Source organism: Thermoclostridium caenicola, assembly GCF_900142095.1.
GTDB lineage: Bacteria > Bacillota > Clostridia > DSM-8532 > DSM-8532 > Thermoclostridium_A > Thermoclostridium_A caenicola.
Map to the genome: position 1 here is coordinate 19,745 of NZ_FQZP01000002.1, position 25,569 is coordinate 45,313.

Annotated in this window: 24 protein-coding genes and 1 other annotated feature; of the genes, 11 read left to right on the forward strand and 13 right to left on the reverse strand. The window is 53.6% G+C overall.

Going from position 1 to position 25,569, the window contains the following annotated elements:
- Positions 1–19: 19 nt before the first annotated feature.
- Positions 20–247, reverse strand: a complete 228-nt coding sequence (locus tag F3H12_RS00765) for a hypothetical protein (RefSeq protein WP_149677434.1) — start codon at positions 245–247, stop codon at positions 20–22.
- A gap of 265 nt (positions 248–512) precedes the next feature.
- Between F3H12_RS00765 and F3H12_RS00770 the strand changes: the two genes are divergently transcribed.
- The 4 genes from F3H12_RS00770 to F3H12_RS00785 are packed head-to-tail and all read left to right on the forward strand — an operon-like array spanning position 513 to position 4,895.
- Positions 513–2,312 carry a spore germination protein gene (locus F3H12_RS00770; protein ID WP_243133145.1) on the forward strand — a complete coding sequence of 600 codons (1,800 nt, stop codon included), beginning with the start codon at positions 513–515 and terminating at the stop codon, positions 2,310–2,312.
- The gene (locus F3H12_RS00775; RefSeq protein ID WP_188118295.1) at positions 2,305–3,597 is read left to right on the forward strand and encodes a Ger(x)C family spore germination protein; all 1,293 of its coding nucleotides are present in this window, start codon (positions 2,305–2,307) and stop codon (positions 3,595–3,597) included. The genes F3H12_RS00770 and F3H12_RS00775 overlap by 8 nt, the downstream gene beginning before the upstream one ends.
- On the forward strand, positions 3,594–3,773 hold the full coding sequence (locus tag F3H12_RS00780) for a hypothetical protein (RefSeq protein WP_149677437.1): 180 nt from the start codon (positions 3,594–3,596) through the stop codon (positions 3,771–3,773). The genes F3H12_RS00775 and F3H12_RS00780 overlap by 4 nt, the downstream gene beginning before the upstream one ends.
- Before the next feature lie 3 nt (positions 3,774–3,776).
- Positions 3,777–4,895 carry a GerAB/ArcD/ProY family transporter gene (locus F3H12_RS00785; RefSeq protein ID WP_149677438.1) on the forward strand — a complete coding sequence of 373 codons (1,119 nt, stop codon included), beginning with the start codon at positions 3,777–3,779 and terminating at the stop codon, positions 4,893–4,895.
- An 8-nt stretch (positions 4,896–4,903) separates the two neighbouring features.
- Here the strand turns inward: F3H12_RS00785 and F3H12_RS00790 are convergent, their stop codons facing one another.
- The 8 genes from F3H12_RS00790 to copZ form a co-directional block, all read right to left on the reverse strand.
- Positions 4,904–5,605 (reverse strand): Crp/Fnr family transcriptional regulator, encoded by a 702-nt coding sequence (locus F3H12_RS00790; protein ID WP_243133146.1) that lies wholly within the window; start codon positions 5,603–5,605, stop codon positions 4,904–4,906.
- Between the two features lie 53 nt (positions 5,606–5,658).
- A complete protein-coding gene (locus F3H12_RS00795) occupies positions 5,659–6,114 on the reverse strand; it encodes a Fur family transcriptional regulator (RefSeq protein ID WP_149677439.1) in 456 nt (151 codons plus the stop codon).
- Positions 6,115–6,153: 39 nt separating this feature from the next.
- Complete coding sequence (locus F3H12_RS00800; RefSeq protein ID WP_149677440.1) at positions 6,154–7,002, reverse strand: metal ABC transporter permease; 849 nt, start codon at positions 7,000–7,002, stop codon at positions 6,154–6,156.
- A 5-nt stretch (positions 7,003–7,007) separates the two neighbouring features.
- Complete coding sequence (locus F3H12_RS00805) at positions 7,008–7,772, reverse strand: metal ABC transporter ATP-binding protein (protein ID WP_149677441.1); 765 nt, start codon at positions 7,770–7,772, stop codon at positions 7,008–7,010.
- Positions 7,769–8,710 (reverse strand): metal ABC transporter substrate-binding protein, encoded by a 942-nt coding sequence (locus F3H12_RS00810; RefSeq protein ID WP_207706778.1) that lies wholly within the window; start codon positions 8,708–8,710, stop codon positions 7,769–7,771. Before F3H12_RS00810 ends, F3H12_RS00805 begins: the two co-directional genes overlap by 4 nt.
- 201 nt (positions 8,711–8,911) lie before the next feature.
- Positions 8,912–9,103: a DUF1858 domain-containing protein gene (locus F3H12_RS00815; RefSeq protein ID WP_149677442.1), complete on the reverse strand. Its 192-nt coding sequence runs from the start codon at positions 9,101–9,103 to the stop codon at positions 8,912–8,914.
- Positions 9,104–9,203: 100 nt separating this feature from the next.
- The gene (locus F3H12_RS00820; RefSeq protein WP_149677443.1) at positions 9,204–10,430 is read right to left on the reverse strand and encodes a DUF438 domain-containing protein; all 1,227 of its coding nucleotides are present in this window, start codon (positions 10,428–10,430) and stop codon (positions 9,204–9,206) included.
- A 369-nt stretch (positions 10,431–10,799) separates the two neighbouring features.
- Complete coding sequence (gene copZ / locus F3H12_RS00825) at positions 10,800–11,009, reverse strand: copper chaperone CopZ (protein ID WP_422822190.1); 210 nt, start codon at positions 11,007–11,009, stop codon at positions 10,800–10,802.
- 256 nt (positions 11,010–11,265) lie between these two features.
- On the opposite strand from copZ, the gene ku reads away from it, so the two are divergent.
- From ku to ligD (F3H12_RS00840), 3 genes are all read left to right on the forward strand, one after another.
- A complete protein-coding gene (ku, locus tag F3H12_RS00830; protein WP_149677444.1) occupies positions 11,266–12,114 on the forward strand; it encodes a non-homologous end joining protein Ku in 849 nt (282 codons plus the stop codon).
- Positions 12,115–12,118: 4 nt separating this feature from the next.
- Complete coding sequence (gene ligD, locus F3H12_RS00835; RefSeq protein ID WP_149677445.1) at positions 12,119–13,060, forward strand: non-homologous end-joining DNA ligase; 942 nt, start codon at positions 12,119–12,121, stop codon at positions 13,058–13,060.
- A gap of 663 nt (positions 13,061–13,723) precedes the next feature.
- The gene (ligD, locus tag F3H12_RS00840; protein WP_149677446.1) at positions 13,724–14,629 is read left to right on the forward strand and encodes a non-homologous end-joining DNA ligase; all 906 of its coding nucleotides are present in this window, start codon (positions 13,724–13,726) and stop codon (positions 14,627–14,629) included.
- Here the strand turns inward: ligD (F3H12_RS00840) and F3H12_RS00845 are convergent.
- From F3H12_RS00845 to mutY, 3 genes are all read right to left on the reverse strand, one after another.
- Positions 14,626–16,188, reverse strand: a complete 1,563-nt coding sequence (locus F3H12_RS00845) for a 2-isopropylmalate synthase (protein ID WP_243133147.1) — start codon at positions 16,186–16,188, stop codon at positions 14,626–14,628. The genes ligD (F3H12_RS00840) and F3H12_RS00845 overlap by 4 nt on opposite strands.
- Positions 16,189–16,301: 113 nt before the next feature.
- Positions 16,302–16,539 (reverse strand) — a binding site (T-box leader).
- 169 nt (positions 16,540–16,708) lie between these two features.
- Complete coding sequence (locus F3H12_RS00850; protein WP_149677448.1) at positions 16,709–17,332, reverse strand: HD domain-containing protein; 624 nt, start codon at positions 17,330–17,332, stop codon at positions 16,709–16,711.
- Positions 17,333–17,469: 137 nt separating this feature from the next.
- Positions 17,470–18,507 carry an A/G-specific adenine glycosylase gene (mutY, locus tag F3H12_RS00855; RefSeq protein WP_149677449.1) on the reverse strand — a complete coding sequence of 346 codons (1,038 nt, stop codon included), beginning with the start codon at positions 18,505–18,507 and terminating at the stop codon, positions 17,470–17,472.
- Between the two features lie 249 nt (positions 18,508–18,756).
- On the opposite strand from mutY, the gene F3H12_RS00860 reads away from it, so the two are divergent.
- The 4 genes from F3H12_RS00860 (at position 18,757) to F3H12_RS00875 (ending at position 21,767) form a co-directional block, all read left to right on the forward strand.
- Complete coding sequence (locus F3H12_RS00860; RefSeq protein WP_479694060.1) at positions 18,757–18,981, forward strand: FeoA family protein; 225 nt, start codon at positions 18,757–18,759, stop codon at positions 18,979–18,981.
- A gap of 38 nt (positions 18,982–19,019) precedes the next feature.
- A complete protein-coding gene (gene feoB / locus F3H12_RS00865; protein ID WP_149677451.1) occupies positions 19,020–21,170 on the forward strand; it encodes a ferrous iron transport protein B in 2,151 nt (716 codons plus the stop codon).
- Between the two features lie 193 nt (positions 21,171–21,363).
- Positions 21,364–21,576: a DUF1328 domain-containing protein gene (locus tag F3H12_RS00870; RefSeq protein ID WP_149677452.1), complete on the forward strand. Its 213-nt coding sequence runs from the start codon at positions 21,364–21,366 to the stop codon at positions 21,574–21,576.
- Positions 21,577–21,599: 23 nt separating this feature from the next.
- Entirely contained in the window at positions 21,600–21,767 is a 168-nt protein-coding gene (locus F3H12_RS00875; RefSeq protein ID WP_149677453.1) for a CDIF630_02480 family spore surface protein, read from the forward strand.
- A gap of 199 nt (positions 21,768–21,966) precedes the next feature.
- On the opposite strand, the gene nifJ is transcribed toward F3H12_RS00875, so the two are convergent.
- Entirely contained in the window at positions 21,967–25,500 is a 3,534-nt protein-coding gene (gene nifJ, locus F3H12_RS00880) for a pyruvate:ferredoxin (flavodoxin) oxidoreductase (RefSeq protein ID WP_149677454.1), read from the reverse strand.
- Positions 25,501–25,569 lie beyond the last annotated feature (69 nt).

Genomic DNA, 25,569 nt, shown 5'->3' on the forward strand with positions numbered 1-25,569 from the left:
GTTTATGACTTATCTATATTTAACGGGGGCAGCGGCTGAACGCCGGACCTCCCCTGGTTCTTTTTCTCCCTGATGGAAGCCTGATTCTGTTCCTGGGCCTGGCCGTGAGCATGGTTTGTCCGATGGAGATGATGAAATTGCCAAGAGCAGCCTTTTCTTCGCTGTTCAGCGCAAAGTTGAGAAGCACCCCGAGGAATGCCGCCAACAGCGCGAACTGATTGGGCGGCAGCTTGTTGAAGGCATACATGTCCATCACCCAAGAACAGATTCAGCAATAACATTATATTTAGCGGCTGCGGTTTTGTGCCGCGCCTATCTATATCCGATTGTGCTTTACGCCCGGACGTCCGCAAGTTTATAGACCGGTATTATGGCAGCCGGCACGGGTTTCAGGTCCTGCAGGCCACTCGCATTTTTTCCGTTACATGTATATCCCAGCCATGAGCTGCCATACTAACCCTATAGCGTGCAGTCTTGTTCAGCTAAATCAATCCTTGGAGAGTGAGTTTTGGGTGGACATCAAATCGATGATAAAAAGCCTGTTACTCTTCCATGAACCTCAAGTGAAAAAGCCCTTTATTCTGACAGAGGACAGTGGAAACGTAAACAGCGGCAACACCAACACCGGTGAAGACAGTGCCAAAACCGGCGAAAACAAGGAACCTTCAAGGAGGAAGAAGAATGAGAACCTGCTGCTGAAAAAAGTAGAGAAGATCAAACTGACCGACAGAAGGGAGCGTAATCAAAAGGATCAGAAATCTGATATCAGCAGGCAGTTGTCTGAAAACCTGAAAACCATTGAGGAACGCTTTTCGGCGTCCCTCAACGGAGACCTGATCATCCGCCAGTTCGACATCACAGTCAAGGACTCGACCATCGCAGCGTTTCTGGTCTTTTTTGACGGACTGGTCAATACGAAGGTCATCGACGATGATATCCTTCAGCCTCTGATGCTTTTGTCCAATCTGGACATCAAGGGTGACAGAGATGACATCCTGAAATACATCCGGAGCCATATCCTGCCCCATAATCAGCTCAAGGAGGTGCGCACCCACCAGGAGCTTATCGATGAGGTTTATTTCGGGGGCTGCGGCCTGTATATCGACGGGCTGGACGCGGCCTTTGCCGCCGATGTGAAGGATCTTCCCGGCAGAAGCGTGGAAAGACCCAATAATGAGCTTGTCATAAGGGGGCCGCAGGAAGGATTCACCGAAAACCTGAGGGCCAACACGGGACTGATACGGAAGCGGCTCATGGACCAGAACCTGATCGCAGAAAACATCATCATCGGTAACAGGAGCAAGACCCCCTGTTCCATCATGTACATCAAAGATATCGCCAACGAGACCCTGGTAAACGAGGTCAAACGTCGCCTCAAGAACATCGATGTGGATTACATCATGGATACCGGTGAGCTGGAGCAGTTCATCGAGGATAATCCCACCCTGCCCGCTCCCCAGATACTTGCCACCGAAAGGCCCGACAGGGTCTGCACCATGCTGGCCGAAGGCAGGGTGGCCATCATCATGCATGGCAGCCCCTTTGCCCTGGTGGTGCCCATCACCAGCAATGACATCATGTACTCTGCCGAGGACCAGTTTTTGCGTTTCCCCTATTCCAACCTGCTGCGCTTTATCCGGATACTGGCCATCCTGATGTCGCTGCTGCTGCCGGGAATTTACCTGGCCATCACCAATTACCACCACGAGATGATACCCACCGATCTGTTGCTGGCCATTATGTCTGCCCGGGAAAAGGTTCCTTTTCCTTCGGTGGTTGAGGTGTTCCTGATGGAGATCTCCTTCGAGCTCATCCGTGAAGCGGGCATCCGGATTCCCGGGCCCATCGGACCCACCCTGGGCATCATCGGTGCCCTGATTCTAGGGCAGGCGGCCGTTGAAGCAAATATCGTAAGCCCGATTCTCATCATTGTCGTGGCCGTCACCGGTCTGGGATCCTTTGCCATTCCCAATTTTTCGGCGGGGTTCGCCTTCAGAATCCTCCGCTTCGCTTTTATCATGCTCGCCGCATTATCAGGCTTTTTGGGGATAACTGTCGGACTGATTCTCATCGGGCTTTGGATGGTCAGCGCCAAATCCTTTGGTGTTCCCTATTTCGCACCGATTGCACCCAGAACATCGGGCGGTTTCACCGATGCGATCTTTAAGAGCCCGGCATGGAAGCAGGAGAAACGCCCGGACTATATCAACGCAAAACAGCAAAAAATGCAACCCAGAATCAGCCGGAAATGGGCTTTGGCCAATGAAAACAACCAAGCCGGCGGTGATAACACGGGTGATCAAAATGGATAGAGGGAAACGCCTTATCGCAATCATCATGCTGGTCGCCATCTGCCCTCTTCTGGCATCCTGTTATGATGCCAGAGAGGTGGATGACCTGGGATTTGTCATCGCCATGGGCCTGGACAGAGGAAAAACCAACACCCTGAGGATGACCCTGCAGATAGCCAAGCCCATGGCGGGCGCAGACGGCGGAGGCTCCGGTGATGACTTGCCTTACGAACAGTTCAGTGTTGAAGCACCCGCCGTTTTTTCGGGCCTTAACATGATCAATACCTTCGCCAGCAAGCAAATCAGCCTCACCCATCTCAAGGTGGTTGTCTTTTCGAGCGAGCTGGCACGGGAAGGGCTGAAGCCCTATCTCAACGCCATGCTGCGGGGCAAGGAATTCAGGCCCAACATGCCCATCGTCGTGGCAAGGCATACGGCGGAGGAATACCTGCAAAGCGTTGATCCCAAACTGGTGACCAACGCGGCCAAGTATTACGAATTGGTGTTTCAGAGCTATAAGTATACCGGGCTGATTCCGAAGGTGGAATTCCATGATTTTTACCTTGCATCCAAAAGCCCATGCAGGAACCCGGTGGCCATACTGGGAGACGCCGGCAAGTTCCTGTCCGCCGAAGAGTTTGACATCAAGAACTCAACCTACATGGATCATCATCGTTCCATGCCGTTTGAAGGAGATTTCTTCGCCGGGGATATTCCCGCCCTTGGCGGCGCACGGGCGGGGAACGTCGGACTTGCCGTGTTTGAAGGCGACAAAATGGTTGGCGAACTGGACGGCACCAATACGACCATGTACCTGTTGTGCACGGGAGATTATATCCATTCCTACTGGACCTTCCCCGATCCTCTGGCCGAAGGACGATATGTGTTGATGGACGTCAAGCAGAGCAGAAAACCCAAGCATCGGGTGGAATTTGTGGACGGGAAGCCCAGGATCGATATCATGCTCAATCTGGAAGGCGATCTGGTAGCCGTCCAGAGCGATATCGACTATGAGACCGGCGATAATTCCCTGGTCCTGGAATCGGCTGCGGAAGACTATATCAAAGACCATGTCCAGAAATTCCTGGACAAGACCATCAATGAGTTCCAGTCAGACATCTGCGGTTTCGGGGCATACGCACGGGCGCATTTCATGACATGGGCAGAGTGGGAAGCCTATAACTGGCATACCAAATACAAGGATGCCACCTTTAACCTGACTGTAAATTTCAAGGTCAGAAGGCCTGGCCTAATCCTGAGAAGCGGAACGTCTGAGGCCATGGAAAGCAGGAGAGATGATCAATGATGTCAATCGGATATATCGCTTTAATTGGTTTATTGCTGTGCATTGCCACTTATACGGCAAGCTTCGGGGTTTGGACCTGGAAGCGGAAGAACCGTTTCGGCGCCTTCATGATTTTCCTGGTCGCCGTTACCGTCGTGGCTCTTCCCGTTTATATCCTGCTGTTCAGAGAGGCATGAACTATGAAGAAGAAAACCATATTCGGACACTGGGAAGCATCAGCCATCATCATGAACCTGATTTGTACCAAGATATTCCTGAACTTCCCGCGGATGGCCGTTGAAGAAGGCGGTACAGCCGCATGGATTTTTGCAATATATATCGCCATCCTGGCCATCCTGGGCTTCACCGTCATCCAGAAGCTTTACAAGCCCTTTGAGGGCAAGGATTTGCTGGATGTTGCGGAGCTTGCGGCAGGTAACATCGGAAGGATTCTGGTCGGGTTTGTGATCCTCTTTTGCCTGGGCTGGGGTACCGTCGCCTATATGCGCATGTTCAGCGAAAACATGAAGCTCATATCCCTCACCACATCGCCTTTAAGCTATGTGGAACTGTACTTTGTGGTGTGTCTTGTAACAGGAGCCTACTTTGGGATCGAAGCCCTGTCCCGGCTCCATGCCTTTGTTGTGCCCGTCATTACCGTGGGGTTCCTGCTGATCATGCTGGGCGCCGTCAATTACATCGATCCGGGAAACCTTATGCCCCTCCTTGGAAACGGTCTCAGTGCCATTTTCATAAAAGGCGCCCAGAAGGTATCGGACTATTCCGAAATACTCGTGCTGTTCCTGCTGGCATCATTCCTGAAAAAATACGAAGTCATGAAAAGCACGGGCTACTGGAGCCTGGTACTTGCATCGGTGTTCCTTGTGATATCGGTGTTGGTATTCTCCACCGTTTTCCCCTATCCCAGCTCCCTGGAGATCACTATCCCCATCTTTCATGTGGCCCGGCTTATCAAGCTTGGAAGGTTCTTTCAGAGGGTGGAATCGGTGTTCCTGTTTATCTGGGCTGCTTCCTCCCTGCTCTACATCACCGTGAACTTTTACCTGATCCTGTTCACCTTCCAGAAAGCCTTCCGGCTGGATTATTACAAGCCCCTCATCATACCTTTGTCCATCATTGTCATGAGCCTCAGCTTTCTGCCCTCGGACTTTGCCGAGGTGGTGACCTATGAGGTGGAGCTGTTCAGAAGCTGGTCATGGGTTCCCGCTTTTGTCATGCCCATCCTGCTCTTGATCCTTGCCCGGCGGAAACACAGGAAATCTGCCGAGTCCGGCGGAAACGAGCCGCAGGACAGCTGAACAAGTCCTCAGCCGCCTTCGTCGAGCGCACGCTCCAACGCCGGTATGTCCAGGAGCCGGATGGATGAAAGATGATAGTCGATGAGCCCTTCCTCCTTCATCCTGGCCAGTTCCCGCGACATGGAGGGCCTGGAGACATTCAGAAAATCGGCCAGTTGGTTGCGGTTCATGCTGAGCGTAAAGGTGGCGTGCCCCTCCCTCCGGTATTGATCGAGGAAAAAGGCACAGAGCTTGCCGCGCATGCTCTTGATGGTCAGGATCTCAAGCCGTTTGTTCAGCATCAGTGCGCGGTTGGACACGATTCGAAGCATGTTCCGGATAATGGCCCGGTGCCAGGGGCACAAGCGCTGGCACTCGCCAATGATTTTCTCCCTGGGGATGAAAAGCGCCACGGCATCCTCCATGGCCTGTACCGTTGCCGGCCAGACCGATTGATCCGAAAAGGCGATGATCTCACCGAACATATCCCCGGGTTTGAGCATGTGAAGGACGATCCTGCTACCGGAAGGAGACTCCTTGCTCACAGACGCCTCCCCTTTCAGCAGGAGGCCAATGCCGGTAAAAGGCTCTCCCGCAAGGGTAATCAGGTCGTTCTTCCTGTATTGCCTGACAAGGGGATCGAGGCAATGGAGCATCCCTTCTATTTCTTCCGGTTTAATCCCCCTGAACAGGACCGAACGGCTGATGACAGCCAGATAATTCCTCAGCAAGGTTTAACCCCCTTCATGTTTCTATAGATCCGCATACCGGCATTGAAGGCATCTCAGGCCTGTCCGTCGGAACGACTGTTTTCATCCACACTGCAATCCCGGCAGTACCCAAACAGCTCCAGCCTGTGGCCGGTGATGCTGAAATCAAACTGTTCTTCCAGCCTGCTGGCATAATCATGGAAGGGACAGCCTGTCACAGGGATGATTTTCCTGCATCTGATGCAGACCAGATGGTGCTTGTGTCCTTCCTGCCTGATTTCATACAGGCTCCTGTTATTATCGGTAAAATCGGTCTTGGAGATGATATTCTTTTCCACCAGCACATCCAGCGCACGGTAAACCGTGGACAGGCTGATGGAGATGCCCTTGTCCTTCAGCGCCAGGTAAAGCCTCTCTGCCGAAACGGGTTCACCAAAGCCCTCAAGGGCTTCCAGTATGGACTGCCGATGGTTTGTGCTGCGCAGGTTTTCCTTTTTCAGCAGCTTTCTGTACCGGTTGCTTTCCGCCAAAGCCTTTCACCTTCATTTAAACGATAAATCCCCCTGCGGCTATGCCGACCGACGCCGTGCAAGAAGCGTCAGCAGGAAGATAACGGCTGTAATGAGCACAATGGTCGCCCCGGAAGCCGTTTCAGTATAATAGGAAGCGATCAAGCCCGAAACGCCTGAAAACAGGGATATGGCAACGGCTATCAGGTGATACTGCCTCTGGTTGCGTGCCAGATTGCGGGCAGCCGCAGCCGGGAGCACCAGGAAGGAGTTGATAACCAAAAGGCCAATCCAGGACATGGACACGGTGACCAGCACGGCTATGGCCATGCTGAACAGGGTTTCCAGCCAGAAGGTGCGCACCCCCCTGCTCCTGGCAAGCACCGGGTTGATGCTGGCAAAGAGCAGTCTGTTGAAGAAAAAGTACCAGTAGATCAGGACGAGCACCAGGATGACGGCGATGATCCCGATCTCGGAAGGGGTGATGCTCAGGATGCTTCCCACCAGGTAGGAATTGAGCTTGGCGAAGCTCTTCCCGCCCAAAGTGGCCAGGAAAATGCCCGCCGCCACCGCAAAGGACGAGAAAACGCCGATGATGGTGTCACTGGACATCCTGGTCTTGTGATGGACCACCGATATGCCTACCGAAAAAACAAGGGAAAAAGCAACAGCCGACCACATGGGCTGCAGAAAACCTGCAAGCCCGCCTATGACGATCCCGGTAAAGGCACCGTGACCTAAGGCATCCGAAAAGAAGGCCATCTGGTTGTTGACGATCATGGTTCCCAGGGTACCAAAGATGGGAGCCAAAAGGATAATGGCCAGCAAGGCGTTCTTCATAAAGAGCATCCTGCCGGGCTCAGCCCATTCAAAGGGCAGCAGATCCACCAGGTTGTACCAAAGTTCCATAGCTATCACGACATCCCCGCAAAAATCTTTCTGAAACTCTCACTCGCCATAACCTCCCGGGGCGTGCCGCTGGCCAGCACCGTACGGTTCAGCAGAACAAGCCTGTCCGCATGGCGCGCCACCAGGTCGAGATCATGGGAAACCATGATGATGGAGAGGTCATAGTCCTTTCTGATATCCGAAAGCAGGTTGTAGAACATTTCCAGTCCGTTCTGGTCAATCCCGGATACCGGTTCATCCAGAAGGAGCAGCTCCGGAACAGGCTCCAGCGCAAGGGCCACCAGGACCCTCTGGAGCTCGCCTCCGGAAAGGGCGCCCAGCCTTTTGTCCAATAAATGATCCGCCTGAGCCCGGGAAAGACATTCTTTGGCCTTGTGCCTGACCTTGTCCGGAATCCTGAGCCACGCCGGGCTTTTGCTGCAGCAAACGGCATAGAGATCCAGCACACTGGTCGGACTGGTGGCATCCAGGTTCAGGTGCTGCGGCACATAGCCGATGATCGGCCGTTCCTTTCTCACGCCGCTGCTTCTCAGGAACTTCAGGGAACCGGTATGCCTGACTTCTCCCAGGATGGCTTTCAGCAGCGTGCTCTTCCCTGCTCCATTGGGGCCGATGATGGCCGTGAGCTCGCCGCAGTGGACGTGGAGGTTGACATCGCTCAGGATGGTGTCACTGCCAATGGTCACCCCCAGATTTTCAATCCGTGTGCAGCACAGGCCGCAGTTGGGCCCTTCGCATGCTCTTGTCACATTAATGCCATGATGGTTCATTTCAACGCCTCGATCAAAGTTTGCAGATTTTTTTCCATGGTTTCCACATAGCTGTCCGGGTCGGCTTCCTTCGGCCCGGTGACCAACGGATCCAAAAAGTACACCTTGGCACCCGTTTCGGAAGCTATGGTCTCGGCCGCTCTCGCCGAGTATTGGGGCTCGGCAAATATGGCTTTGACACCGAGCGTTTTTATGATATCAATGGTCTCTCTGAGTTCCGCGGCGCTGGGTTCGGTGCCCGGTTCCCGCTCGATGACCGCAACGATATTCAGGCCGAACTCCTGCGCAAAATAGGGAAAAGCCTCATGGAAGGTCACAATATCCCTTGACCGGATATCTTTCAGCGCCTCGTGCATCCTTTCCTTCTGCGCTTCCAGCTTGCTCCTGAATGCCTCTGCGTTGCGCCTGTAGGCTTCCGCATGGGCCGGATCCGCTTCCGCCAGGGCTTCTTCGATATTTTCAACCTGTCGGATAGCGTTTGAGATGCTCACCCAGACATGGGGATTGGCCTCCCCGGTGTGTTCATCCATGATGAGCGGAATATCCTTCGCCGCCTCCACAACCGGCAGATCGGGATAAACATCCCGAATCTGATCCACAAAGGTTTCCATACCTGCGCCGTTTATCAGGAACAGGTCGGCATTCTCCAGCGTCTTCATATCTGCCGGGCTGAGCTCATAATCATGGAGACAGCCCGACTGGGGTTCGGTCATATTGGTGACGCGCACCCCCGGTATCCCCCCTGCCACGTTGATGGTCAGCACGTAGATGGGATAGAACGAGGTCACGATATGAAAATCGTCGCCCGTATCGCCAGTCAAAGCCTTACCAGCGGTACTGCCCGGGTCGGACGTGATATCCGATTTATTGGAAGCTCCGCACGCGGTCAAAAGCAAAATGCACAGGAGCAGGCCCAGAAAGGCCTTTATGGATTTCAAGCATATTCCTCCTTAATGGGATTGATTCGCATTTGCATGTAGTAATTGTACACCAGTATTATGGCATCTTCAACCCCGGATCTATACGGTGCAATATGGCAGAAAAACAGCATCAGGCCGGCAGCCGCTTCATGACAGAAGCTCGGCTGCCGGCCCGATAGTTATTGGCAACGGCTTGTTGAAAGCCGCATGCATCAATGATTAAAGCTCATTGTTAAGCCTGGCCAGCATCTCATCGATATCGAGGCCATGAACTTCCGCTGCTTCCTCCAATGTCTCGGCCTGCGAAGCGGGGCAGCTGACGCAGCCCAAACCCATGCCGATCAGGATTCGCGCAGCTTCGGGGTTCTGCCTGATAACTTCCCCGATGGTCATATCCTTGGTCGCTTTCATCGCTCGTTCCTCCTTTTTTATAGTATCATACATGAATCCCAGGGTTCTTGCAAATGTCAGGTTATCCCACAACTTGATGCAAACGTCGCTCACCTTGCTCTTATTCGGAAAGAAGCCTTTTCTCACCCTCAAGTTCCTGGATGGGTTTGATGTTCTGGGTGATCTCCGCAACGCCCAGGTACTCGCCTTTGTCATTTCTTACAGCGTAATACCGGATGTAAGCCGTCACCTTATCGCCCATCCTGATCCAGAAGTCCTCGTGATCCTTTTTGCCGCTCTTAAAGTCCTCAACGATCTTCTCAACGATATGAACGCTGCCGGGTGGATGGCAGTTCTGAACCTTCCGTCCGATAACACTCCTGGGTCGGGCGAAGATGCGTTCCTTACCCTGGGTAAAATAGCGCACCGTGTCGTCCTTGCCCACAAAGGTGATATCAAAGGGAAGGGTGTTCAGCAGGGCGTTAATCTCTTCATGGGTCATGGCACCTGCGTCAAACCGGACGATATTCTCTGCCGGTTCCCCCTCCTCTTTGGCCTGCTGCACCGGATCGACCCGCTCAGGTTTCCACGGCGTGTCCGGCTGGATCAGGCAATAACCGATTTCATCGCTGTCCTCCAGGATCTTCTTCCACTCATCCTCCGAAAGGGTATCCATGGCCATGGGGAACAGGATATTCTCTTCCTTGAAGATCATCTCCCTGACCTTGCCGATGGCTTCGTCGGCCTTTTGGAGCAAGGTTTCCCGGCTGCCGTCATAGTTTTCCAGCAACCGTATGGTTTCCTTGATGGCAGCACGGATCTCATCGTCCACACCCCACATAACCTTGGGCGGCGCGGTTATCCCATACTTCTCCAGGTAGGGGAAGAGCAGGTTCTCCTTTCTGGCATAGTGCTTGCCCACCTCAAGCAATTGCCTGAAGCCTTCCAGGAGCCTTCCGGCAGCGTCCCGGTCATCGGCAGTCCGAAGCTTTGCCAGAAGCGGCTCCAGCTTTCCTTCGATCAGCTTCTCTATTTCCCTGTTCTCCTGCTTGAATATCTGGACGGGATGTCCTGCCGCCTTAACCGCTTCCGGTTCCCTGTGGATATCCTCAATGGAACCCCTGAACACCGATGCGTGGACATCGCAAAGCCTCTGAACCTCGGTTACGGGCATACCCTCCATGATGAGGGCCTGCTCCATCTCGGCTATCTCACTGGATGAAACACCCTTGATCAGCTCTTCAAACCTGGGTTTTACCTCCTCCACGGTCTTACCGTTGTGGAGTTCCTTAATAATTTCCTTCAGCACCTTCTGCCTGTATTCGCGGTTATTGATCATTTCGCTCAATCGTACCACCCCCTGTATTGTTCACTTTTTTAAAGGTTTTTATGAATCATTTCCGGTTTCAGTCATGCATGGAAGGGATGCTGTTTTTTTAAAAAAGACCGGCCCGGGGCCGGTCTCATGCAATTCATGGTGAGCGTCAGCATCTTCGTCTAAATGACCAGAAACAGCAATGCAAGAGCAAGCCATCTATTCCGGTTGCAATGGCACCTGGAGCAGGATTCGCGGCATTTCTTGCAGCGGCAGTAACGCTCTCGCCGACAATAAAGCTCACGCTGTTTTCTGCTTACTTCATCACACACAACAGCACCCCTTAAATAACTTGTCCTGGTACATGCTATTCATAAGACCGGAATAGTGTTCTGAAGCGCATCACACCACGTCATACCCCTGATCTTCGATGGCTTCCCTGATCTGTTCGAGGGAAACTATTCCATTGTCGAAAACCACTGTTACCGATTTGCCCTTCAGGTCAACCGTAACGCTCTCAACACCGGGCAAGCCGCCTACCGCTTTCCTGACAGCATTTTCGCAATGGCTGCAGGACATGCCCTCGACCTTTATCGCTCTCGTTTCCATCATCAAGCATACCTCCCTTATCATCAGCGGGCGACAACCTCCGGTCGCTCCGCCTGGAAAATCCTGTTTCTATGTTATATAGCCTTAAAGCCAGGCAGATTATTCATCTGCAACAATAATTTTTCTTTTGAAATCATTATAGCACGCTGACCTGTCCATGTCGGTAGCCTCGGTTACATAATTCTGCCACTTACAGGGCTTCGTACGCATAAGCCGGGGACAATCAACGAAAGATAAGGAGGAAAAAGGAGGGGAAGCCATGCATACCATGTGGAAAGGCTCGATCAGCTTCGGCCTGGTCAACATACCGGTCAAGATGTTCGCAGCCACCGAAGACAAGGATATCCGGTTCAAAACCCTGCATAAGAAATGCCGGACCCCCATCAGGCAGGAACGGGTCTGCCCCACCTGCCAGGAAACAATAAGCCCCGATGACCTGGTCCGGGGCTTCGAGTATGAGCCGGGAAGATTTGTACTCATCGATGATGAAGACCTGGAAGCCATCAAACCGGCTACCGCAAAAACTGCAGAGATCCTGGACTTTGTGGATCTGCGCGAGATCGATCCCATCTATTTTGACAAATCCTATTATCTCGCACCCCAGGAAAACAGCGGCCACAAAGCCTACAGCCTTCTGTGCCAGGCCATGCAGAAAACGGGAAGGATAGCGGTGGCCAAAATAACCATCCGGAACAAGCAATCCCTGGCCGTTATCCGGGTGCTCAACAATATTCTCATACTGGAGACCATATTCTATCCCGATGAGGTCCGGCCCGTAAGCCTCATTCCCGGCATCCCTCAGGATGTCAGAATCGAGGAACGGGAGCTTGCCATGGCCGAACAACTGATAGAAAACCTGACCACTGAATTCAGGCCGGAAAAATACAGGGACGAATACCGGGAGGAACTCCTGGAGCTTATCCGGAAGAAGGCCGAAGGCGAAGAAATCGTTTCCGCTCCGGAAGCGCCCCAGCGCAATGTGGTGGATCTCATGGCAGCCCTTCAGGCCAGCCTGCAACAAACCCAGGAAATGAGAAAGCAGGGCAAAACACCCCCGGGCAAGGAACGCGCCAGGAAGGGCAAAAAGCAGCCCATCGAGGCAGGTTGAGTCCATGGATTGGATTGAGCCCATGGAGCCCATTCTTAGGCCAGATGTGGTCACAGGATGCCAGTGGATTCACCAGGTCAAATGGGATGGCGTAAGAATCCTCTGCCGGGTGGAGAACGGGAAGTTGCGGCTTTTTACAAAGAACCGGCGCGAGCGCACGGGTTTTTACCCGGAACTGGACGAGGTCCCCGGGCTTCTGAAGGCAACAAGTGCCTGGCTGGACGGCGAAATCATTGTCCTTGACCAGGACCAGAAGCCGTCCTTTTACCATGTGCTCACCCGGGAGAGGCTGGGTAATCCCGCCAGGGCATCCCTCTATGCCAGGCAGAATCCGGTCCGGTACATCGTATTCGATATCCTGAGCCTGGACGGCAAAGACTTAAGAGAACACCCCTTAAGGCAGCGGAAGGCCATCCTGGAAGAAAGGCTGATGCCAGGCCGGAATGTGGCCATTACCGACGATTTCTCCGACGGGGACGCCCTTTTCGATCTGATGAAGCAGAAAGGATGGGAAGGCATCGTCTCCAAGCGGGCCGACAGTCCTTATACCGGCGGCAAAAACCACAGGGACTGGTACAAGACTAAGCTGCAAAAAAAGCTCCTTGCCGCAGTATGCGGCCTTTCCATGAAGGCAGGTTTCCCCAACGCCCTCCTTTTGGGCATCAGGCCTGACAGGGAATGGATCTATATTGGAAAAGCCTCATCAGGACTGACCCAGGAGCATTTCCGCCTTCTGCGGGAGAACATGAGCTATATGGCTTCCGAATCATCCCCGTTTCCGGCAGTCCCATCAGGCACGGAAGACATTGTGTGGTTCAAGCCCGCCCTGACATGCTGGGTCAGTTTCCTGGAATGGACCCACGACGGGGTCCTCAGGCATCCCAAGATCCTGGGGTTCAACCGCAGCAGTCCCGATGAGGCCAACGGGACGGAGTATGTGGAATGATTGCCACGCTGCGTCTGTCAGATTACGAACGAAGCATCAAAGGAAAGCGGCAATCTCAGGGAGCCCGTAAAACAGTACCCGGATGTCATTACGAGCGGAACGCAGTGAAGCGCGGCAATCTCCTAATACTTCAAAGGCGACCATGGGAGTGATTGAGATTGCTTCGTCGGCTATACCTCCTCGCAATGACGTGGTGGTACGGCTTGCGGAGTATATCCATAGGTGTCATTGTGAGCGCAGGGCAGCAGAGCGTGGCAATCCCAGGGCATGGAGGGATTGCTATGCTCACTCGCAACGACACCTGCATAAAAAGGGAACCCGTAAAGGTTAAGGCCGCATTGCGATAAGGCGCCAAAACAGCCTGCGAGAATGGGATGAGGGCGGCTGCTGTTTGAGCGCAGCGAGTTCAGCCGCCCCCTATTCGAGCAGCTGCTGTTTTGCAGCCGTGCAGCACAGCGGCCGGGCTTTACGGGTTCCCTTCCTGCACCAGGTATCATTACGAGCGGAACGCAGTGAAGCGCGGCAATCTCCTAATACTTCAAAGGCGACCATGGGAGTGATTGAGATTGCTTCGTCGGCTATGCCTCCTTGCAATGACGTGGTGAAGACGGCATAGTGCCGCCCCTCAATGGCGGCAAGAATAAAAAAGGAAGTGTCCATGCTATGCCCGACGCGGAAATCATTATTGTTGAGGGCAAAAAGATCAAGTTCAGCAACCCGGAAAAGCCGCTCTGGCCCGAGGCCGGCATCAGGAAGATCGACTACCTGGCCAGGATGATGGAGTTGGCCCCCTATATTCTGCCCCATTCACAGGACAGGCTCCTCACATCCATCCGGTACCCCCACGGAGCCGGCGGCGAATCCTTTTACCAGAAAAACGCCCCGGAACATACCCCCGAATGGGTGAACACGCATACCTGGAACAATGTTTCCTATATCCTGCTGGACTCCCTGCCCACCCTGGCCTGGCTGGTGAACCTGGCAGCATTGGAATTCCATACTTCCTTCAACACCTGGCAGCGGGAAAACCATCCCACCGCCATCGTCTTTGATCTGGATCCCTCTGAAGGACAACGGTTCGAGGATGTGGCGGAAGTGGCCCTGCTGGTGAAGGAGACCCTGGATTCCCTCTCCATCACGAGCTTTATTAAAACCTCCGGCGCCACGGGCCTTCAGATCTACATCCCGGTCGGAGGCCGCTACGATTACGATAAGGCACGACGGATCAACACCTTCTTCGGTAGTTATTTCAGCCAGAAGCACCCTGATAAGATCACCATTGAGCGCATGATCGAAAAGAGGGGGACGAGGGTCTATTTCGATTACCTGCAAATGTGGCAGGGCAAGACCATCGCCATGGTCTACACACCGAGGGCCACCCAACAGGCAACCGTTTCCATGCCCATCCGGTGGGAGGAACTGAAAAAGGGCGTACGCCCGGAGGATTTTACGCTCAACAATGCCCTGGAAAGATTAAAAAAGGAGGGCGATCTTTTCGCCCCCCTTCTTGAAGACCGGAGCCAGGAAAGCCTGGACAGCCTGTTGGCCTACGCGGAAAAGGTTACTTAAACCACCGCCTGCTCACGTTTTGAAACCATCTCATCGACAACTGCCATGTTCACTGCGTTGACGAAAGCCAGGGCGCTGGCCTTGAGGATATCGGTGTCAATGGCCTTGGACGAATAGTTCTTGCCGTTGCGGCTGACCTTGATGCTGACCCTTCCCAAAGCTTCCTTGCCCCTGGAAATGCTGTTCAGCTTGTATTCCAAGAGGTTCAGCTCAACACCCGTCGCCTCGCGGATAGCGGTGTAGAGCGCATCAACAGCACCATCGCCCACGTTGCTGGCGGTGAGAATTTCGTCGCCCTTCTTGATCTTCACGCTGGCGGACGGGAAGTTGTTGTTGATAACAACCTGCATATCCGCAAGCTCGTAGAGATCTTTCAGTTCGGGACCTTCTGCGTTATCCCGCCTGATGGTGCTCTGGACGATATGGAACAGGTCGTGGTTGTAGACTTCCTTCTTGGCATCGGCCAGCTCAAGGAATTTGGCAAAGATCTGCTCGAATTCCTCATCGGTATAGTTGGTGAATCCGACCTGGGCCAGGGCGTTCTTAACGGCATGGCGCCCGGATCTTGCAGTAAGAATGATTTCCATGTCGTCCACACCAACATCCTCAGGATGGATGACCTCATAGGCATCCCTGGATTTCAGAAGACCATCCTGGTGGATACCGGAAGAATGGGCAAACGCGTTATCGCCCACAATCGCCTTGTTGACCTGGACATCAAGGCCCATCAGCGAGCTGACGAGGCGGGATGTTTTCTTGAGTTCGGTGGTCTTGATGCCGGTGGTAGCCTGGTAATAGTCCTTCCTCAGGAAGAGCCCCATGACAACTTCTTCAAGGGCCGCATTACCCGCCCTTTCACCGATGCCGTTGATGGTGCACTCCACCTTGTCGGCGCCGTTCTTGATGGCCGCCAGGGTGTTGGCCGTGGCAAGACCTGTGTCATTATGGCAATGAACGCTTAAGATGACGTCGGGATTGAGGTTCTTGAGCCGTTCATTAATCTTTCTGATCAACTCGCCGAATTCCTCGGGAACCGCATAACCAACCGTATCGGGTATGTTGATCATGGTGGCCCCGGCTTTCACAACCGCTTCAATGGTCTGCCAGAGATACTCGAAATCCGACCTGGAAGCATCCTCGGTGGAATACTGGACATTCGGGCACAAGGACTTGGCGTACTTCACAGCCTCCACGCCCTGTTCCAGAATCTGCTCCCTGGTCTTTCTGAACTTCTTCTGCACATGCACGTCGGATGTGCCGAGAACGATATGAATCAAGGGCTGTTCGGCATGCTTGACGCTGTGGTAAACAGCGTCAATATCGCTTTTTACCGCTCTGGCCAGGGCGGTGATCATCACCTTGTCGCCGACCTTTTTGGCGATCTCCTCCACGGCCTTGAAATCTCCGGCCGACGAAGCCGGGAATCCGGCCTCAATGATGTCCACGTTCAGGTTTTTGAGCTGGTTTGCAATCTCCAGCTTCTCGTAAAGATTCAATTTTGCACCGGGAACCTGCTCGCCGTCCCTCAAAGTTGTATCCAGCACAATTATTTTACGCATGATCTGACAACCTCCGTTTCAATCATGATATTTTCTTTTTATATCTGCGCAGATAGTTCCCCTTTGTTTGCGGGGAAATTTTCTTTATTGGAATTAAAAAACCTCGTCTCCGTGTAAGAGACGAGGTTGATATCCCGCGGTACCACTCTTATTGATTCATAAATAATATGAATCCCCTTTTTTCGATGGCCATCACCATCTATCCCTTTAACGGTGGAACTCCGTCTTACCCTACATTATCGGGCAGAAGCTCATGGACGAGTTCGATGAACCTGAAATTACCGTCTCTCACCTGCCACGGCTCTCTGTGAATTTCGCAATTCATCTACTACTTCCAATCATCGCTTTTCAAACGATATAGTTTGATATTATTTTATGACACCATCCACTATCTTGTCAAGCACTTTTTCCCATACAACCATTATTTTTTCCATTCGTGCCTGCCGGGTGCCCCCGTCCTGAAAGGCCAGGTACCAGGCCGTCAGGCAGTCCGACCTTTTCCGGACATTTGATCCGGAATCTATCTTTTTGCAGGTACGGAATTGCATTTTTCCATAAACAGCCTGATGTTTTCTTCCTCTCTGGCCTCGTCACGGCCCGGCCTTCCCAGGCGGTCGCAGAGGGCCAACAGGCCGATCTCACGAATGGATACCTGGCTTTTCATCTTTTCAATCTCGGCAAAGGGAAGATGATTGATCACAAAGAGCGCCTGCATATGCCATCGGACCAGCGCGGAAACTGCCCGGATGAATGCCTCCTCCTGCCCGCAGGCTTTCAGGAACTCAACCGCCAGCTTCTCTCCTGCCTTGTCATGATCATAGGCCGTGATCCTTCCCTTTCGCAGCCGTGTGGTGACCGCTTTTCCGATGTCATGGAGCAGGGCGGCCCACATGAACGCCCGGGGATTCTCGCTCTTTTCTCTTCGCCTGGCCGCCTGATCCACCACCAGCATGGTATGGTTCCAGACATTGCCTTCGGGGTGGTGAACCGGGGATTGCTCCACATCCTCAAGGCGCTTCAGGTAGACAAAGGGGAAACTCCGCATCTCAGGCCTGTTCCTGGATTCTTCCAAAAACACCGAGGGCTTTTCATCCTTCATCAAATGCTCCTCAATTTGGTTGAAAAATGCCCGCACTTCATCCATGGCTATATATCCTCCCGGGGAAAGGTTTGTGTCAGGCACAAAACAGCGTCGTTATCAGTCCTTGCCGTACATTGGCACCGTGCCTGTCCGGCTTTAGTTATATACCTTTTTGACTCAATCAATACCTCAATGGCTCATCAGGCACCGGCATCATCCAACTGCCGGATGACTTTGCGGAAAACGGTGGGCACGGGCAGCCGCTGCATCTGTTCCGGTGTCTGGAAGCCACCCAGATCCGCCGGAACGCTGAAGTCAATGGGCAAGGTGCCGCAACTTTCGCTTACCTCTATCAATACCGGCTCCAACTCCCAGCGGCGGTGGGTAAACACGTGGCAAACCCGCTTCAATATGCGCTTTTTTTCCAGCATGGGCTCAACCAGTCTCCACTGCTCCTCCCCTATGAGCGGAAAGCCCCAAAGCCCGGCAAGCAGGCCCTCGCCAGGGCGCTTTTCCATCCAGTAACTTCCGCTCCGACAGATGACCAGGACCCGGTATCGCTCGGTAACGGGCTTGGGTCTTCCGGCTTTGACCGGGTATTGCTCAACGGTGTTTCTTTTATATGCCTGGCAGAAGCCGTTTACAGGACATACCGGGCAATCGGGTTTCCTGGGCGTGCATACCAGGGCACCAAGTTCCATCATGGCCTGGTTGAATACTCCCGGATCCCCCTTAAGAAGCGACATCACCTTTTCTTCAAAGGCCGGCCTGGATTTTGCCTGCCCGACATCCTGTTCCATCAGGAACAGGCGGGACAGAACCCGCATGACGTTCCCGTCCACTGCCGGAGCCGGTATGCCAAAGGCAATGCTCAGGACCGCGCCTGCGGTATAGGCACCGATTCCGGGGATTTTCCGCAAGGCAGCCGGATCAACGGGAAAATGCCCGCCATGCTGCTCCATAATATACCTGGCGCCTCTGTGCAGGTTCTCTGCGCGCTTGTAATAGCCCAATCCCTGCCACAGGGCAAGAACCTCCTCCAGGCTTGCCCGGGCCAGGGCCTCAACACTCGGAAAACGCTTCATAAAGCGCTCATAATAGGGAATAACCGTATCCACCTGGGTTTGCTGCAGCATGATCTCGGAAACCCAGATGCTGTACGGATCCCGGGTATGACGCCAGGGCATGTCCCGCATATTCTCCGAAAACCATGAGCACAGCCGATCTGCAAAATCCATATGGTATACCGCCTTGCCGTTCATTCTTTTCGGATTATACCCAAAGAGCCGTTCCCAAGGCAAATCAAATACTGGAAACCCAAACGCCAGATCTCCGGCTTTCCGCCGGCACAAGGTAGCCGTAACCAATATACAGGGATCCTCATATGTTGGTTTAGGGAAAAATTTTTAACCCCGGCTAAAACCGGACAAAAAGGGGTCATTCCAATGAAGCAGAAGACAGATTCACTCATCAGTCCGGGACATATCATGCCCCTCAGTTTTCTGCCCACCGGGAGGAAAGCAAGGGTGAAGGCTCTGATGTCCAACGGCATTTCCAGGCGAAGGATGCTGGATCTTGGCCTGATATCGGATACGATCATCGAAGCGCTTCAAAAAAGCCCGTCCGGCGACCCCGTGGCTTACCTTATCCGGGGAGCCGTTATTGCGCTCCGTTCCGAAGAGGCATCACAAATCATCGTAGAAGCTGTATAAAACCACGACTCATGAACGCATAAGGAGGGCAAGGCAAGATGGGTCTTTCAAACCAATCCACCGGGTGCTGCGTTCTTTCTGATGCACTGCATGTGGAACGTGTGTCACCCGGACAGAAAGTCATCGCACTGGCGGGTAATCCTAATGTGGGAAAAAGCACTGTGTTCAACAGCCTGACCGGTATGCGGCAGCATACCGGCAACTGGCCTGGAAAAACCGTCACTATCGCCCAGGGAAACTTCACCCACGGAGACACCCAGTTCATCCTCGTGGATATTCCGGGTACCTATTCCCTGATGGCTAACTCGGTGGAAGAAGAAGTAGCCCGTGATTTTATCTGCTTCGGGAATCCGGATGCCGTTATCGTGGTCGCGGACGCCACCTGTCTTGAGCGCAACCTGAACCTGATCCTGCAGACCCTGGAGGCTACCTCCAATGTGGTGGTCTGTGTCAATCTCATGGATGAGGCACGTCGCAAAAAGATACGCATCGATCTGGAGGAACTGTCGCACCAGTTGGGTGTACCGGTGGCAGGAACCAGCGCCAGGAACGGAAAGGGATTGGACATACTCATGGACGAGGTTTGGAAAGTTACATCCGCAAAAACCGATGGTTCCCCGCTGGTCATTCAATACCCTGAAGTCATTGAGTCGGCGGTAAGTTTTCTGGAACCTGCGCTGAAGGGTGTCGTCAAGGGCGGGCTGAATCCGCGGTGGGTGGCGTTACGGCTTCTGGAAGACGACGAGAGGTTGCTGAAGGCCATCAATAACTATCTGGGCTATGACCTGATGCGCTTCGAAGCCATTGCCGATGGTTTCCGGAAAGCTAAAGAAACCCTCGATGCCGCAGGGATTCAACCGGACCTTTACAAAGACATGATCGTTTCAGGGATTGTCCGCAAGGCTGAGGCGATCAGCCGCCGGGTGGTAACCGTTGAAAAGCCCGGCTACAATATGCGGGACCAGCGCATTGACAGGATACTCACATCCCGGATCTATGGTATTCCCATCATGATCGGGCTTTTGGGCATCATCTTCTGGATAACCATCACCGGGGCCAATTACCCATCCTCGGTTCTGGCAGACGGCCTGTTCTGGGTGGAGGAGCAACTGACGGACTTATTTATGGCCATCGGCGCCCCGGCCTGGCTGCATGGCCTTTTGGTAGCCGGCATGTACAGGACCCTGGCCTGGGTGGTCTCGGTGATGCTGCCGCCCATGGCCATCTTCTTCCCGCTGTTCACGCTCCTTGAGGATTTGGGGTACCTGCCCAGGGTCGCTTTCAACCTGGACAATTTTTTCAAGAAGGCCTGCGCCCACGGCAAACAGGCCCTCACCATGTGCATGGGCTTTGGATGCAACGCAGCGGGCGTTGTGGGATGCCGGATCATTGATTCCCCAAGAGAAAGGCTTGTAGCCACCATTACCAATAATTTTGTTCCCTGCAACGGGCGGTTTCCCACCCTCATCGCGATTATCACCATGTTCTTTGCCGGCATGCTGAGCGGGCCTTTCCAAAGCATCGTCTCCACGCTGATACTGACCGGGGTGATAATACTAGGTATTATAATGACCCTAGTGATCTCCAGGCTGCTTTCCAGGACCATCCTTAAAGGGCTTCCCTCCTCCTTCACGCTGGAACTTCCACCATACAGGAAGCCCCAGGCGGGAAGAATCATCGTCCGTTCCATCTTAGACAGGACCCTGTTTGTGCTGGGAAGGGCCGTCATGGTGGCTGCTCCGGCAGGCCTGATCATATGGGCAATGGCCAATATTCACGCGGGAGGCATGAGCCTTCTTTCCCACTCGGCCAACTTCCTGGATCCCTTCGCCAGGCTGTTCGGCATGGACGGCTACATCCTGATGGCCTTCATCCTGGGGTTCCCGGCCAATGAGATCGTCATCCCCATCCTCATTATGAGCTACATGGCCGAAGGAAGCATGATGGAATTTGAAAGCCTCATCCAGTTGCGGGAACTATTGGTGGCCAACGGCTGGACCTGGCTCACAGCCATATGCGTGATGCTGTTTTCCCTGATGCACTGGCCCTGCAGCACCACCTGCCTGACCATCAGGAAGGAAACCCAAAGCTGGAAATGGACGCTGGTTTCCATTCTCGTTCCCACTCTGACCGGACTTTGTGTGTGTTTCGTTGTGGCCAACGGCGCACGGCTTCTGGGTCTTGCCTGATTTTAGCACTTTCGGGCCACGATCCTGGAAAATTTTGTTCAGGATCGTTTTTTCATTCCCCCAAGGAAATTCAATTTCATCCCGAATGATGCAAAATATTTGCCGAATCAACAGGAGAAGCTAAGAATAAGGCGATGTGTTGGCAGTTTTCGCCGTTTATCGCCAATTTTTAGGCTGAAAGGAGGTAATGGTTTTGTTTAAATGGGTGGTCGCCTTTTTTGTTTTAGCCATCATATCCGCCTTGTTCGGATTTGGTCTTATCGCCAACCTGACTTTCGGAATCGCCAAGATACTGTTTTATGTTTTCCTTGTGCTTGGCGTGCTTAGCCTCATTTTCGGAAACCGCATGTTCAGCACCAGAGATGACCGTGGTGAAACGGATGAGATGCGTGAAATGCGTGAATAACACTGTTTTCGGAGGTGCTGACAGTGGCAAAGAATAAATATAAGGAAAAGCATATGGCCATGCCCATAGAAAAACATGATACCGCCGCATGGGCCAATATTGAGAGGAAAAAGCCGGAATCAGGCGTGACAGAGCCCAGTGAATTCCAGGTCAGAAACGCCAAGGACTACGTGGATGCCAACCAGAAGTAAATAATCCCCCTTTTGATTCTTGACCAGGGAGGGTGCCTCAAGGTTGATTGAGGCACCCTCCATATTTACTGAAGATAGACTAATGGCCCGGCTTCGGCCGAATGCCGAAACCAGGCCATTTACAGTTTGCCTGCTTCGATTTACCCCCTGTCAGCTTGGCTAGCACAGTTTTACCGAAACAGTGCGTTCATTATCCGGTCTATTGCTCAGAACTGCCCGCAGTCACGCCGACCAGGCGTTTGTAATTCTCCAGGCGCTCCTTCGCATGTTGTTCGGAAACCTCGAACATCTGCTGGGCAATGTCCGGGAACACATTGAACAGCGCTTCATAACGCAGTTCGCCATGGAGGAAGTCCTGGTAAGGGATCTTGGGATCCTTGGAGTCAAGCTGGAACGGGTTCTTACCCTGCTCCTTGAGGGCCGGGTTATACCGGTAAAGATGCCAGTACCCGGATTCCACAGCCAGTTTTTCTTCCTCAATACTGCTGCCCATGCCCTTCCTGATACCGTGGCTGACACAGGGCGAATAAGCGATGATCAGCGACGGTCCGGGGTAGCTCTCGGCCTCGGTGATGGCCCGGATGGTCTGGTTCATATCGGCGCCCATGGCGATCTGGGCCACATAGACATAGCCATAGCTCATGGCCATCATGCCCAGATCTTTCTTGCGGACCTTCTTGCCGCCTGCGGCAAATTTTGCCACGGCAGAAGCGGGCGTCGCCTTGGAGGATTGTCCGCCGGTGTTGGAGTAGATCTCGGTATCCATCACGAACAGGTTGACGTCATCCCCCATGGCAAGGACATGGTCCAGGCCGCCGAACCCGATGTCGTAGGCCCAGCCGTCCCCTCCGATGATCCAGAAGGATCGCTTGACCAGGAAATCCTTTCGCTCCATGATCTGCCGTAACAGATCGCTCTTTTTCCATTTATCCTTGATGGCATCCAGAACAGCCCTGGAAGCCGCTTTTGAGGCTTCGCCATCGTCTTTTGCCTCAAGCCATCTGCTGAAGGCCTCCTTAACATCCTCCGGCAGATCGGTCTTCAGGGCTTCCTGCATCAACTCTGCCAGCTTCTCACGGATCTGCCTGACGCCAAGATACATGCCGTAGCCATACTCGGCGTTGTCCTCAAACAGGGAGTTGGCCCAGGCCGGACCCTTGCCCTCCGCATTGGTGGTATAGGCAATGGAAGGAGCGCTGGCTCCCCAGATGGATGAGCAGCCGGTGGCATTGGCGATCATCATCCTGTCTCCGAAAAGCTGCGTCAACAGGCGGATATAGGGCGTTTCGCCGCAACCGGGGCATGCGCCGTTGAATTCCAGCAACGGCCTTAAGAACTGGCTGCCTTTCACGGTCCTGGGGTTCATCACGTTCTCCTTGGCCCTCACCGTCATGGCAAACTCCCAGTTCTCCGCCTGGGCGAGGATCTGTTCCTCCGCCGGCTTCATGATAAGCGCCTTTTCCTTGGCCGGGCAGACATTGGCGCAGTTGGAGCATCCCGTGCAGTCCAGCGGGGCCACCTGGATGCGGTACTGGTAGCTTTCAAGGCCTTTCCCGGTGGCCTGCTTGGTCAGGAAGCTTTCCGGCGCCCGTTTCTTTTCCTCCTCGTCCAAAAGGAACGGACGGATGGTGGCATGGGGGCACACATAGGAGCATTGGTTGCACTGGATGCAGTTATCGATCTGCCATTCAGGGATCATCACGGCTATGCCGCGCTTTTCATAGGCCGTGGTTCCCGACGGCCAGGAACCGTCCTCCATGCCCTTGAAGGCGCTGACGGGCAGCTCGTCGCCTTCCATCCTGGACATAACCTTGTGGACCCGCTTGATGAATTCGGGCTCATCCTTGACGGGCTGTTGCTCATCTTCGGCATCTTTCCAGGACTCGGGAACCTCCACTTCAACAAGCCTTTCAATGCCCATATCCACTGCCTTTTTATTCATGTCCACGATCTTCTGGCCCTTTTTGCCGTACATTTTTTCGATCATATCCTTCAGGTACCTGACCGCGTCCTCCACGGGAATGATATTGGCCAGTTTGAAGAAGGCCGCCTGCATGATCATGTTGATCCTGTTGCCCAGGCCGATTTCACCCGCAATGCTGATGGCGTCGACGATATAGAACCTGATTTTCTCCCTGGCGATAAAGCGCTTCAGGTACGCCGGCAGCTCCTTGTCAAGCTCCTCCGGCGTCCAGGGGCAGTTCAGCACGAAGGTGCCGCCCGGCTTCAGGCCTTTCAGGATGTCATAATTATAAATAAAGGATTTATTATGGCAGGCGATATAATCGGCTCTGTAAACCAGATAGGGTGATCGCAGCGGTTTGGGCCCGAACCTTAAGTGGGAGACCGTGGTTCCGCCTGATTTCTTGCTGTCATAGGAGAAATAAGCCTGAACATACAGGTTGGTATTGTCCCCGATAATCTTGATGGCGCTCTTGTTGGCCCCCACCGTTCCGTCCGAACCCAGGCCGTAGAATTTGCAGCTGATGGTACCCGCAGGTGTGGTCTCTATCGGTTCGCCCTCAGGCAGGGATGTTCCTGTCACATCATCTACGATGCCGATGGTGAAATGATCCTTGGGTATCTTCTGCTTGAGGTTTTCAAACACGGCCAGGATTTGCGAGGGCCTTGTGTCCTTGGATCCCAGTCCGTAGCGCCCGCCAACGATAAGGGGCTTTGCGCCCTTATCGTAGAACACTTTGACCACATCCAGATAGAGGGGCTCTCCGGTTGCGCCAGGTTCCTTGGTCCTGTCGAGGACGGCGATGCGTTTGACGGTTCTGGGCAGCACATCAAAGAAGTGCTTTGCAGAGAAGGGCCGGTACAGGCGGACCTTGATGAGGCCTACCTTTTCGCCCCGGTTCATCAGGTAATCCACCGTCTCCTCAATGGTGTCGCAAACCGAGCCCATGGCCACGATCACGTATTCGGCATCCCTGGCGCCGTAATAGTCGAAAGGCCTGTATAGCCGCCCGGTAATGCTGTGGATATCCTGCATCACCTTGTCCACGATTTTGGGCACCTGATCAAAGAACCGGTTCTGGACTTCCCGGCCCTGGAAGTAGATGTCCGGGTTCTGGGCCGTTCCCCTGATCTTGGGATGCTCAGGGTTCAGCGCGCTTTCCCTGAAGGCTTTGATGGCATCATAGTCCAGGATCCGCTCCAGATCCTCGTAATCGATGACACTGATCTTCTGGTACTCATGGGAGGTCCTGAAACCGTCAAAGAAGTGAATGAAGGGAAGCCTGCACTTGATGGCGGCCAGATGGGCCACGCAGGCCAGGTCCATAACCTCCTGGACGTTGGAGGACACCAGCATGGGCGCGCCGGTCTGGCGACAGGCCATCACATCCTGGTGGTCACCAAAGATGGACAGGGCATGGGTCGCAATGGCCCTGGCCGATACATGCAATACACCGGGCAGGAGCTCTCCGACCATCTTGTAGATGTTGGGTATCATCAAAAGAAGTCCCTGGGAGGCCGTATAGGTGGTGGTGAGGGAGCCTGCGGCAAGGGAGCCGTGCATGGCACCGGCAGCGCCGGCCTCCGACTGCATCTCCACCACTTTCACAGGTTGTCCGAACAGGTTCTTCTTCCCATGGGCCGACCATTCATCAACGGTTTCCGCCATGGGAGACGAGGGAGTTATGGGATAGATGGCCGCTACCTCAGTAAAAGCATAGGATGCATAGGCAGCAGCCTGGTTGCCGTCCATGGTTTCCAGTCTTGCCATATGTCAAGTCTCCTTTGTGTTTTGGGTAGTTTGATACAACATACTATTATTGCTATAATTGATACCAAT